The following is a 12,111-nucleotide window of genomic DNA, read 5'->3' as shown; positions in this document are numbered from 1 at the left end:
AAAATAAAGGACTTAAAATAGCCCTTTGAATTACAAACTATAACGGTCTGATTTTGGGCAAAGTGAGTTAAACCTAGCGCTTTAACTCACTGAGATGAAAAGTATAAGACTAACAACATGTCTTACACTATTTAGGCAGGCTTTAAACTTTAAGTTCTGTATAGCACTTTGATTACATGCCAACCAAAGCGAGTTTTCACTAGATGTGGCTCTAAGATTTCGCCGCTGAAAGCTACTTTGTCAAACTGTGGCACCATTTGCCCGCGTTTGAATTCACCCAAATCGCCGCCTTTTTTACCTGACGGACAGGTTGAATGTTTTTTAGCCAAAGTCTGAAACTTAGCACCTTTTTTTAGTTGCTTGATAATGTCTTCAGCTTGTTCTTTGTGCTTAACAAGAATGTGCAGTGCGTGCGCTGTATTTGCCATGGGAAATCTCGAAAATTAAAACGCGCGTATTTTATCACGGCAATCACCACTGAGCCACTGCGGCTATTTATGTTTACCGGTTGCTTGCAAAAATCCTGTCACCAAACAAAGCTGTGCAATGTAATACGTTATCATTATTGCGATATCTGCATGTGCTATTTCTAAATAAAAACGGTTAAGGCCAAGAATAGAGTCTGATACAACAAACAATGCCCCTCCTAACACTAAAAAGCCGTTAGATTTATCAGTCATCCAAGTAAGGCTTGCCATTATGGTCAGCACCAACATATAAAAAAGCACGGGAATGAGCAGGTCATTTAAGTTTGGATAGAATAAGCAAAAAACGATGATAGCCAAAAATAGATAAAGAAATACAACGTCTAGTCGCCAGTTTTTAATTGGCAACATTGTAATGATATAAAAAGCGTGGCTGACAAAAAATGCCGCTAAACCGCCTATAAACAGTTGCCCCGTATCAAGGGCTAACAACACATCACCTAGTGCTGAAAAACTAAGAGCGAATAATAAAGTAATAAAAGTGCGATTTTGTAACTGACTGCGCTCTTTTAACACCACCACAATCAACAGGCCGATTGGTAATGTTTTAAATAGCGCCATAAAAGGCTGAGGTAATGCTGGTTGTAATAGCAATAAAGCAATGTAGACCGAACTAAAGATTAGAAAGAGTATGTTCATATTCTTATTATTGTGATTTGTTCCCAATAAAGAGAATAGCAAGCTTTACTCTAAATGTTTATAAAAAATGCTGCTTTTGTTTTTCGGTCAGTAACTTACACTGTGTCCGTTTGCCAAAAAAACGATAACGATGACGGCCAACCCAATCATAGATACGATCGCGAAAACCTTTTGGCAGTAGCTTAAACACCTTAGCTACAGAAAAAGGAAAACCTAATTGTGTTGCGATAAATAACATAGCGTCACTTTGTTTATATAGCTGGTTTTTATCAATCACTAACATGGAGGAAAGTGGATCTTTAACTTTGTAAGCCTTTAATAAACGCTCACCTTTATCGCTTTGCATTGGGCATAACTTAAAGGTTATTTGCTTATCAAAGCGAAGAATGAACTGCACACAAAAATGGCACAGATTGCACTGACCATCAAACAGTATGATTGGGCAGTGAGTTTGCAAAATCAACCGCTTACTTGCACTACTTGTTTTCCGGTAAAACCACCAGCAAGTTGTTTATTTAAAGCAGCAGAAACAGCCTCTGCGGTAAAATCAACGGCATGAATTTGTGGCAGTTTGATCTCGCCTCGGGCTGCATTATCGAGTAATAAGTTACCCATAAAGCTCAGCTTTTGTTGCGCACATAAACTATTTGCAAGCCACGCTCCGCCTAACGATACAATGCCAATATTTGGTGCGCGCCTAAACATAAGTTCTTGTTCAAACTTAGGTAATTCATTTAAACAAGCAATACGGCCACAAAAGCGCATTAGCTCAACGTTACGAATGGTAGTATCGCCACCAATACAATCAAGCACCGCGTCAAAGCCCTGCGGACCTAATTCACGGCGAATTTTATCTTCAAGTTTTGGGTCTTTGTAATCAAATACAACATCAGCACCTAATTGCTTAAGTAACTTATGATTGTGTTTGCTGGCAGTGGTAAACACGGTTGCACCACGTTGCTTTGCAAATTGAATAGCGAATTGGCCAACGCCGCCTGCACCTGCATCAATAAACAGTGAATCCCCTTCGCTTAGCTGTAACTTATCAAGAGCAATTAATGCTGTCATACCTGAACAAGGTAAGGTTGCAGCGTCTGCCGGTGATACGTTATCTGGCACAACCGATACCGCATAGTTTGGTACAGTTGTGTATTCAGATAACACGCCTTGGTCACCAAGGCTGGCGTGCCATACCACACGTGCCCCCACACCTGGGAATACACCTTTATTTGCTTGAACAACCACCCCAACAGCATCATGGCCTAATACATGCGGGTAATGCCATTTACAAAAACCTTGTTTTGCAAAGTTGGCATCACCATGATTTAAGCCCACATATTCAACTTTAATCAAGAGCTCATTGCCTTCAGGGCTCGGTACTGGCACAGAGAGCTCAGATAACATAATCGCGTCATTTGGCTCAAGCAGTGCGAGCGCGCGCATTGTTGACGGAAGATCTGTAGTTTGTTGAATATGTGACATTTAATACTCTGGGTTAAAGGTTGTTTAGTTCAAAACTCCAACGACCATTAAATGCTTGATAAGCACTTACTTTGGCCTGTAATGAAGCAATTGTTGAATCAACAGCGTTCTCTTGCGCTATTAAAACATCCTGTCTCGCATCTAACAACTCTAAGTAAGGAATTTGTCCTTCTTGATACATTGCTTGAGCTTGACCAAATGCTTTATTCGCATAATTAAAACGTTGGTCAGCATAACTTAACTGTTGCTGTTGTTTGACTAGCCTTTGTAAAGTAAGTTCACTATCGCTAATGGCTTTTAATACTTTACTTTGATAGTCACTGTAAGCGGCTTCACTTAAAAACTGCTGTGCATCACGCTGCGCTAATAATGCAGGATAGCTGAGTAATGACCATTCAAGTTTTGGCGTTACTTGCCATTGTTGCACAGTATCTTCTAAGCCATTACTGGTTAAGCTCACCACACCTGCAAACCCTGCCAGACTAATATCTGGCAGTAATGCTTTTGAGGCGGCAACACTTAGCGAATAAGCCTGACTAAACTGATACAAAGCACTGGTGATATCTGGTCTCAGTGCCATTGCTTCACTGGCTTTATTAAACGACACGCTAAATTCGTGGCTTAATAACTCAGGCTCTTCAATCAGTGTTATATCGCTTGCAAGTCGACCAGTTAGTACCGCAAGGGTTGCGAGGTCACTATATTGCAAATAACTAAGCTCAGGAATAAGCGCTTGTTGCTGCTTTAACTGCGCAAGAGTACGGTTAAGATCAAGCTCATTCGCAACCCCCTCTTCTACTCGCGCTTTGAGCACATCAATACTTTGCTCGAGCGCCTCGATTTGCATTTCAATGATAGCTTGCTTTTGCACATTACCTTGATAGCTTACATAGCCTTGCACTACAGCCGAGACTACTTCAACCTGTAATGCTCTTAGCTGCTCTGCTTGGTTTAGTGCACCTGCATTAGCAGCATCGACAAGCGCGGTAATACGGCCAAACAAATCAAGCTGCCAATTAACATTAACACCAGCGTTTGATTGGCGGGTAATAACACCATCTAAGCTGCTTCGCTCTGCGCCTACGCTTAGGCTACCCTGCGGATAATAATCCGCGCGGGCTGCACCTAAACGGGCAATTTCTGCATCAAGTTGAAGTTGACTGGTTTTTAAGTCGTGATTCATTGCTAATGCATCAGTCACTAAATTGTTTAACTGCGGCGAATCTAAACGGCGCCACCAATTATTTTCGCTTGCACCTTCGTTTTGTTCACCAATTTGTGTATCGCTAACAAATTGTGTCAGGCTCACTTGCTGCTCTTGCATATCGACGCTTTGTGCGCAGCCTGCTAGTGCTCCGGCTAATAGCATTGCACTAACTAGTTTGCCGTATTTAAAGATTGCTTGAACAGGCCTATGCATCATGTTGCTCCTTCTGCGATTTTTTAGTGACTAACATATAAAACACCGGGGTGAACAATAAGCCAAACACAGTTACACCAATCATGCCTGAGAACACTGCGTTACCCATGGCATGACGCATCTCAGCACCTGCACCAGTTGCTAAAACAAGAGGTACAACACCTGCTGTAAAGGCAATTGACGTCATTAAAATTGGGCGAAGTCGTAAGCGACACGCTTTGATGATAGCTTCAAGATGAGACAGCCCCGTTTTATGCTGATCTCGTGCAAATTCAACCATCAAGATGGCATTTTTACTTGCCAGTGCAACCAGTACGATTAATGCGATTTGCGTGAAAATGTTGTTGTCATCACCAACAAGCCACACACCTAACAAGGCCGAGAAAATCGTCATAGGCACAATCAGAATAATAGCCAGTGGTAATCTTAAGCTCTCGTATTGCGCAGCTAGTACCATGAACACAAGTAATACAACCAGTGGGAAAACATACACCATGGTATTACCCGCTAATATTTGCTGATACGTTACTTCTGTCCATTCAAACTCAATACCATTTGGTAATGTATCGGCAAGGATTGCTTCAATCGCATGTTGCGCTTGGTCTGAGCTATAACCTGGCGCAGGGCTACCATTTAGTTCAGCTGTTGGATAACCGTTATAGTGCATTACACGATCTGGGCCTGTTGTTGGCGTTACCGTTAATACTGACCCTAAAGGCACCATCTCACCCATGCGGTTACGTACTTTAAGATTCAAAATTTGCTCAGGATCTTGACGGTAATCGGCATCAGCTTGTGCATTAACCTGATAAGTACGACCAAACAAGTTAAAGTCATTGACGTACACAGAACCTAAGTACACTTGTAAGGCATTAAATACTTCATCAAGTGGAATACCTTGAATAAGCGCTTGCTCACGGTCAATGTCTATATCCATTTGTGGCACTTGAATTCTAAAGCTCGAGTAAAGGCCCATTAATGCAGGGTCTTGCTGCGCTTTAGCAATGGTTGCTTGTAAGCTATTAAAGAGTGCTTCAAAACCTTTATTAGCACGGTCTTCAATTTGTAGTTTAAAGCCACCCGTAGTACCTAAGCCTTGAATTGGCGGTGGCGGAAATACCGCAACAAACGCTTCATCAATACTAGCAAACTTTTGATTTAACTGAGCCGCAATAGCCATTGCCGACATACTCGGATCTTGACGCTCTTCAAAAGGGGCAAGCGGTGTAAATACAATGCCGCTATTAGGGCTATTTGTGAAACCATTCACCGATAAGCCAGGAAACGATACTGTATTTGCAACACCCGGTACTTGTAATGCAATTTGTTCCATTTCTTGCACAACTTCTTGGGTTCTGTCTAAACTTGCCGCATCGGGTAGCTGTGCCACAGCCACTAAATATTGCTTATCTTGCTGTGGGATAAAGCCGCCTGGTACAGCATCGAACAATTTAACTGTGCCACCAACAAGCGCAACATACGCAACTAATACAATAACACTCATACGAATTAGTTTTTGTACCAGTTTTTCGTAGCCATTAGCGCCTTTATCAAACAAGCGATTAAATGGTTTAAACAGCCAGTTACCGAATACGCGGTTTAATAACTTAGTTAAACGGTCTGGTTTTGCATCATGACCTTTTAGTAACAGCGCTGATAATGCAGGTGATAGAGTTAACGAGTTAAACGCTGAGATAACCGTCGAAATTGTGATAGTTAAGGCAAATTGCTTATAAAATTGACCAGATAACCCCGTAATGAAAGCCGTTGGAATAAATACCGCACACAGTACAAGTGCAATGGCGATAATTGGTCCTGTTACTTCGGTCATTGCGACACGGGTTGCTTCAAGTGGCGATAAGCCCTGCTCGATATTACGCTCAACGTTTTCAACCACCACGATAGCATCATCAACAACAATACCAATGGCAAGAACCAAGCCGAATAGCGATAAGGTATTAATCGACACACCCAACCATTGCATAACCGCAAACGTACCAATCAAAGATACCGGTACCGCAATAAGCGGGATAACCGATGCACGCCAAGTTTGTAAAAACACCACAACAACGATTACAACTAATGCGATTGCCTCTAGTAGCGTTTTAATAACAGCATCAATTGAGCCACGTACGAATACAGTTGGGTCATAAACAATGTCGTATTCAACACCTGCAGGAAAGTCTTTTGATAATAATTTCATGGTTTCACGCACTTGATCAGAAAGCTCTATCGCATTAGAACCAGGGCGTTGGAAAACAGGCATAGCAAGTGCTGGTTGACCATCTAACATCGCTCTTAGTGCATAAGTGTCTTGGCCTAATTCAAGGCGTGCAACATCACTTAAACGTGTAAGCTGACCTTGCTCACCTACTTTGATGATCACATTTTCAAATTCTTCTTGTGAGCTTAAACGCCCTTTTACATTCATCAGAATTTGAAATTGATTACTTTTCGAGGTAGGTTGCGCGCCTAAACTACCCGCAGCAACCTGTTGGTTCTGCGCGCGTAACGCATTTACTACGTCCATAGCTGTTAAGTCACGTGCAGAGAGTGCATCTGGATTAAGCCATACACGCATTGAGTATTGACCACCCCCAAACATACGCACATCACCCACACCCGGAAGACGGGCAATTTGGTCTTTGATATACAAATCGGCATAGTTCGCTAAGTAAGTTGTATCATGCGTTTTTTCAGGCGAGTACAAATGCACCACCATGGTTAAATCTGGTGATGATTTTTCGGCTACAACACCTAAACGCTGAACTTCTTGCGGTAATCGTGGAAGCGCACTGTTAACGCGGTTTTGCACTTGTACTTGCGCACGGTCTAAATCAGTCCCTAATGCAAAGGTAACGGTTAAAGTCATACGGCCATCACTGGTCGCTTGCGAAAACATATACAACATGTTTTCAGTACCATTGATTTCTTGCTCAAGCGGAGTTGCTACCGTTTCGGCAATCACTGTTGGGTTTGCACCCGGGTAACTTGCCGTCACAACAACCGTTGGAGGCACTACCTCTGGGTACTCACTCACTGGCAATTGAAATAACGAGATTGCCCCTGCGATGAGAAAGATAAGCGACAGCATCGCTGCAAAGATGGGTCGCTGGATAAAAAAGTGTGAAAATTTCATTTTGACCTACTGTTTAGCAACCAAATCTGAGTGATTATTTGAAAGAGTGAATGCAATTCCGTCGCTATTAATAGTGACTGTGTTTGGTGAAATGGGCATACCAGGGCCAACACGCGCCAGACCATTCACAGCAATCACATCATTTTCGTTTAGACCCGATGTAATCGCTCGTAAGCTGCCGTAACGCTCACCCACAGTCACTAATTTATATTCAAGAACATTGCCTTCACCTACTGTAAGTACAAAGCGATTCTTTAAATCAGTACCAATTGCACGTTCTGGCACGATGACTTTTTCGCTCACTTTATTGGCAGCAAGTTTGATACGAGCAAATGAACCTGCACGTAATTGTTGTTCATCGTTTTCAAACACTGCACGTACACGAAGAGTGCCGGTAGTTTCGTTGATTTGGTTATCAATGAAGTTGATTTTGCCATTGTAGTTAAAGCTGGTTTGACCCACTTTTTGCATCACAACTGCTTGTTCACTTTGCGCTGTCACATCAGCAAATGACCGATTCCACGTGCGTTCATCAATATCAAAATAAGCATACATTTGCTGGTTTGAAACAATGCTTGTTAATACACTTTGACCTGCAAGAACGTTGTTACCTTTGGTGATATTCGCGCGCGATACAACGCCATCAATTGGCGAGCGCACTTGCGTAAATGCTAAATCAAGCTCTGCGGCAGTAAGCTCAGCCTGAAGAGCTAACAATTGCGCTTCGCGTTGTCTTAGTGTTGATTTACGAGACTCAGCTTGCTCCGTTGAAATCGCTTTACGCTCAGTTAAGCGATCTGCGCGTTTTGCTTCGCTTTTAGCTTGCTCAAGTGCTGCCTTAGCACTTTCGATTTGCGCTTTTAAGCTATCTACTACGGCAGCAAATGGACGAGCATCAAGGGTGAAAAGCAAATCGCCTTCTTTAACGCTGTCACCTTCTTTAAAGTTAATTTTATCGATAACACCCGAAACACGCGGCATAAGCGCGACTTCTTGTGGTGCTTCTAAACGCGTTGTATAGGTGTGCCAATTTTGTACCGGCTTAACAAGCACTTGTGCTACATCGATTGGTTGTAAATGCTGTTGCTGCGCTGCTTGATTGGCTTCTGTGCCACACCCTGCAAGCGTTAAGCTCGCAATGGTCACTGCCACTGCAAGAATAGATTTGTTCATCACGACTCTCCTGTTAATAGATTGGAGACAATGTTACGGAACTAATTAGCGGATAAAAATGATAGATTTTTAAATTCATTAATGCCAGAATGGCACCAATAAAGTTTGAGGAACTGCTATGGATACCACCAGCCGCTTATTAATGTTGCTTGAAGTGATTGAACGAGGCTCATTTGCTAAAGCTGCTGAGTCTAGAAATATAGACCGCTCAGTCATTTCAAAACAAATTAGCCGTCTTGAAGATGAATTAGGAGTGCGTTTGCTCAATCGTACCACGCGTTCTTTTTCGTTGACTGCCGCTGGCGCAGAAATGGTAAAAAAAGCAGCTGAACTCAGAGATTTGTTATCTGATACCGTAAGACTGGCAGAGAATTACCACCAAGAACCCCGTGGTACGTTAAAAATTACCTCATCAAGTATTATCGGTAAGCGTTATATCCAACCAGTCATTAACGACTTTCAAAAACGTTTCCCGCAAGTTGAAGTGGAGCTTCGTTTAGACGACAGACTGATTGACTTAGTATCAGAGGGCTATGATTTGGCTTTCCGTGTTGGCGAACCAAAAGACTCATCATTTATTGCCCGTAATATTGCCCGCAATCGTATGTTATTGCTTGCTTCACCTGAGTTTATTGAAACCTACGGTATGCCAAAACATGTTGAGGATTTAAAAGAGCTACCTGCTGCGAGCTATTCAAGCCCGAGTAAACGTATTAGTGGTATTCGTTATCGCAATGGCGACGGCGATATTATTGAGCAAAATATCAAAAGCGTCTTTCGTGCGAACGATGCCGAAGTACTTTTGATGAAGGCTATCTCAGGAAATGCATATGTTTTAGCACCGGCTTTTATTCTTGATGATGAAGTTAAACGTGGCGATCTCGTACCAATTTTAACCGATATGGAATTACTCGATTACAGCGCGGTGTATGCGGTTTACCCACACAGAGACTTGCCTGTAAGAACACGTTTATTCTTTGATGCTATGCGTGAATACATAGGCAAAGATATTCCAGTATGGGAAGCAAACATTCCTGACTTTGACACTATGTACAAAGGTTAAGTTTAAAACGTTAACTCGCTTTATTTTGTTGGCTTAACTCATACGCCGTTACCACTCTATTTCGACCTTGCTGTTTGGCTTGGTATAGCGCATCGTCAGCACGCTTAATAAAGTTTTTCAGGGTTTGATTTGGCATGTAGCAAGCAACACCAATACTAATGGTCAAATTAATAGCTTGCTCATCAATGTTGTGGATAGTTGTTGCTAAGTGGTCGCGCAGCATATCTGCAAATTCATAGGCACTTTGCGGGTCGCTGTCAGGTAAGAAGATAGCAAACTCCTCACCACCAATACGAAAAACATAGCCTCTGTTAATACGCTGTCTAAAGAAACTGGTTACGTCAATTAAAATGCGATCGCCCACTTCATGGCCATATTGATCATTTATATTCTTAAAGTAATCAAGGTCGAGCATTAAAATAAACAAGCCATTTTTGTTTTTAAGTTCAACTTCAAAATAATGGGTCATCGCCAGGCGGTTACCGGCTCCGGTTAAAGGGTCTAGTAACGCTAAGTTCTCAAGCCGCTTACCATATTGTGCACGGCTATTTTCAAAGGTATGAGACACTGCCCAAATACTTATGTAAGTAAACGAAAAATTAAGTAAAAAGTTAACACTATTGAGAGGTTCAAGACTTGGCTTGGTTAATAGAATAACCCCTTGTAGCACAGCCACTAGAAGCGACAAAACTTTGCCGTATTGCTTACCTAATAACAGATAAAATAAAACCGGTAGTGAGCACGTCCAAATAAACAACAAACTTTTAATGTCGCTGAGATAAGTACCTAACGTAATTAGTAGCGTTAAAAACACGCATAAGGTAAGCGACTGCCAAAGATGACCATTGCGTTTTCGGGTATAAAAAAATATATAAAAACAAAACGACGCAAAAACGACTTCTAATGCGCCAAGTACAAAAAAGTCATTTATAAAAAGATTAAAACCGGCGAATATTCCAGCCAGCACACCAAGACAAAAGCCCATCCATTTAAGAACGTTATTTCGTAATGCTTGAGTGCCTCTTAGCGCCCCAATATCCATCCGGTTTCTCGTTATTGTTGTAATTGCCTAATTTTAACGCGAAACAAGTAATATAGGAACAAGCTATTACTAAAAAGTGCATAAAGATGCACTCTATTACAGTGAATATTAAATCAACTAGCCCCAAAGCTTTAGGGGGAACACTCCCCAAATCACTAAAATGACAGACCATTGTAATGTGCAAAACATTGCAAAACCATTCAAGTAATTAATAAGAGGCATTTTTTTATAATTTAATACATGCCATAAACCAAACAACATGGCAAACGGTAAAATTGTCGTTGCTATAGCTAAAATACTACTCGCAGCTGTCACTTCACCAATATGCAAAAATGACTGAGTCAAGAACAATGGCAGTGGGACCAGCAGAAATGTCGTAGCTAAAAAAGGAATCTGTACTTTTCTCATTAAGTTAAAACGGCCTAAAACCAAACAAATAGAGCCGTAAATCAGTATCCATATCAAACCGATTAACCCAAATATTAAACTCAACCACATTGGGACCAGTACCCAAAGACTAGTCTGCTTATATGTTCGAAAACCATCGGTGATTAAGTGTTTACCACCGTCAGAAATATATAGTGCATGAGAGGCTACTCGCTTTGTGTTCTCACGAAATAAATTACCGCCCACAGGGTGCAAGACTTTCTCGTGCCCCTGAAAAGGCTTAAGTACGAGATCGTTCCCATCTAACGATACAAATGCAAAGTGAAGTAATTGGTCAAAATACTCAAAACGCTTCATTCGGGTTGGAGAAAGCGTGTAAAAGCCTTGCCACTCATCTACTTTTAATTCTGAGCTTGATGGCGTCAATGCTTTATATTTTTTAATATCAAGGTGATTAATCAACATATCATCAAATTGTGTATAATCAGCTGTTTCGATATCAGCATTAAAAGCAATAAAAAATGCTTTTTGCTCATTTGGGAAATAACAAAAGTTAGTCCGATAACCCAATGTAGAGCCACTATGACACTTACCCACTACACCATGCCTATCACGAGTTGTAACTCCAAACGCGTAACCAATGTCCGTTAATTGATTTAAAGCAGCTTCGGTTTTGAAAGGCGTACCCATACTTTTTAATAATGAAGATTCGATAAATACACGTCCATTTACCTTTCCATCACCCATCAAGAATCTAGCAAACAGTGCCATGTCATTAGCTGTCGTTGTGAATTGTCCTGCAGGTCTTAAATACATAGGGAGTGTGACTTGGCTGACACCATTTTCGAAGTAACCCATTGCGAGCATTGGATCTCTAAAAGGGCCTTCTTGTGATACAAATTCAAACGTACTCATGTGCATACCCAGAGGCGCTAGTAATTGTTTATCGAGGTATGCTTCGTAGCGCTCATTAACAACCGTTTCAATCACCATACCAAGTAAAGCATACCCAATATTAGAATATGAAAGGCGGCTTCCTGGGCGATTTCTTATATGTAATTGATTCGCTGCAATAGTATTTTGTAGGGCTGTATCAGGCTCAGCTTTTGTCGTCAAAAGTTGCCAAAGTCGAATATCTTCGAGACCAGATGTATGATCAAGCAAGTGTCTAACCCGAACAGGGTTGGTTGATGACCAGGAATTTTTAAAATTAATATCAGATAAAATTTCATTAACTGGTGTATCGAGAGACAGTTTACCTTCTGTTACAAGGTGTAGTAC

The 12,111-nt window shown here is 41.4% G+C and carries 10 protein-coding genes; 1 reads left to right on the top strand and 9 read right to left on the bottom strand.

What is annotated here, in order from left to right:
• Positions 1 to 149 precede the first annotated feature (149 nt).
• The 7 genes from ppiC to L1D51_RS17420 all read right to left on the bottom strand — a co-directional run bounded on the left by ppiC (position 150) and on the right by L1D51_RS17420 (position 8,338).
• A complete protein-coding gene (gene ppiC, locus L1D51_RS17450; protein ID WP_239964369.1) occupies positions 150 to 428 on the bottom strand; it encodes a peptidylprolyl isomerase PpiC in 279 nt (92 codons plus the stop codon).
• A 63-nt stretch (positions 429 to 491) separates the two neighbouring features.
• Positions 492 to 1,166, bottom strand: a complete 675-nt coding sequence (locus tag L1D51_RS17445) for a lysoplasmalogenase (RefSeq protein ID WP_239964367.1) — start codon at positions 1,164 to 1,166, stop codon at positions 492 to 494.
• A gap of 16 nt (positions 1,167 to 1,182) precedes the next feature.
• Positions 1,183 to 1,581 carry a thiol-disulfide oxidoreductase DCC family protein gene (locus tag L1D51_RS17440; RefSeq protein WP_275669209.1) on the bottom strand — a complete coding sequence of 133 codons (399 nt, stop codon included), beginning with the start codon at positions 1,579 to 1,581 and terminating at the stop codon, positions 1,183 to 1,185.
• A 2-nt stretch (positions 1,582 to 1,583) separates the two neighbouring features.
• Positions 1,584 to 2,606: a zinc-binding dehydrogenase gene (locus L1D51_RS17435; protein ID WP_239964363.1), complete on the bottom strand. Its 1,023-nt coding sequence runs from the start codon at positions 2,604 to 2,606 to the stop codon at positions 1,584 to 1,586.
• A 13-nt stretch (positions 2,607 to 2,619) separates the two neighbouring features.
• The gene (locus L1D51_RS17430) at positions 2,620 to 4,026 is read right to left on the bottom strand and encodes a TolC family protein (RefSeq protein WP_239964371.1); all 1,407 of its coding nucleotides are present in this window, start codon (positions 4,024 to 4,026) and stop codon (positions 2,620 to 2,622) included.
• On the bottom strand, positions 4,019 to 7,165 hold the full coding sequence (locus L1D51_RS17425; RefSeq protein WP_239964362.1) for an efflux RND transporter permease subunit: 3,147 nt from the start codon (positions 7,163 to 7,165) through the stop codon (positions 4,019 to 4,021). Before L1D51_RS17425 ends, L1D51_RS17430 begins: the two co-directional genes overlap by 8 nt.
• A gap of 6 nt (positions 7,166 to 7,171) precedes the next feature.
• On the bottom strand, positions 7,172 to 8,338 hold the full coding sequence (locus L1D51_RS17420) for an efflux RND transporter periplasmic adaptor subunit (protein WP_239964360.1): 1,167 nt from the start codon (positions 8,336 to 8,338) through the stop codon (positions 7,172 to 7,174).
• 118 nt (positions 8,339 to 8,456) lie between these two features.
• On the opposite strand from L1D51_RS17420, the gene L1D51_RS17415 reads away from it, so the two are divergent.
• On the top strand, positions 8,457 to 9,401 hold the full coding sequence (locus tag L1D51_RS17415) for a LysR family transcriptional regulator (RefSeq protein ID WP_239964358.1): 945 nt from the start codon (positions 8,457 to 8,459) through the stop codon (positions 9,399 to 9,401).
• Positions 9,402 to 9,411: 10 nt separating this feature from the next.
• Here the strand turns inward: L1D51_RS17415 and L1D51_RS17410 are convergent, their stop codons facing one another.
• Positions 9,412 to 10,443: a GGDEF domain-containing protein gene (locus L1D51_RS17410; RefSeq protein ID WP_239964356.1), complete on the bottom strand. Its 1,032-nt coding sequence runs from the start codon at positions 10,441 to 10,443 to the stop codon at positions 9,412 to 9,414.
• Between the two features lie 117 nt (positions 10,444 to 10,560).
• The coding region (locus tag L1D51_RS17405) for a serine hydrolase domain-containing protein (RefSeq protein WP_239964355.1) at positions 10,561 to 12,111 on the bottom strand (1,551 nt) is incomplete at its 5' end.

The organism is Pseudoalteromonas shioyasakiensis (assembly GCF_022398475.1).
GTDB lineage: Bacteria > Pseudomonadota > Gammaproteobacteria > Enterobacterales > Alteromonadaceae > Pseudoalteromonas.
This window is presented reverse-complemented; position numbering and strand designations above follow the sequence as displayed.

Coding starts and splice junctions, on each gene's coding strand:
- ppiC (WP_239964369.1), bottom strand. CDS start 428: ATGGCAAATACAGCGCACGCACTGCACATTCTTGTTAAGCACAAAGAA.
- L1D51_RS17420 (WP_239964360.1), bottom strand. CDS start 8,338: ATGAACAAATCTATTCTTGCAGTGGCAGTGACCATTGCGAGCTTAACG.
- L1D51_RS17415 (WP_239964358.1), top strand. CDS start 8,457: ATGGATACCACCAGCCGCTTATTAATGTTGCTTGAAGTGATTGAACGA.
- L1D51_RS17410 (WP_239964356.1), bottom strand. CDS start 10,443: ATGGATATTGGGGCGCTAAGAGGCACTCAAGCATTACGAAATAACGTT.
- L1D51_RS17430 (WP_239964371.1), bottom strand. CDS start 4,026: ATGCATAGGCCTGTTCAAGCAATCTTTAAATACGGCAAACTAGTTAGT.
- L1D51_RS17435 (WP_239964363.1), bottom strand. CDS start 2,606: ATGTCACATATTCAACAAACTACAGATCTTCCGTCAACAATGCGCGCG.
- L1D51_RS17425 (WP_239964362.1), bottom strand. CDS start 7,165: ATGAAATTTTCACACTTTTTTATCCAGCGACCCATCTTTGCAGCGATG.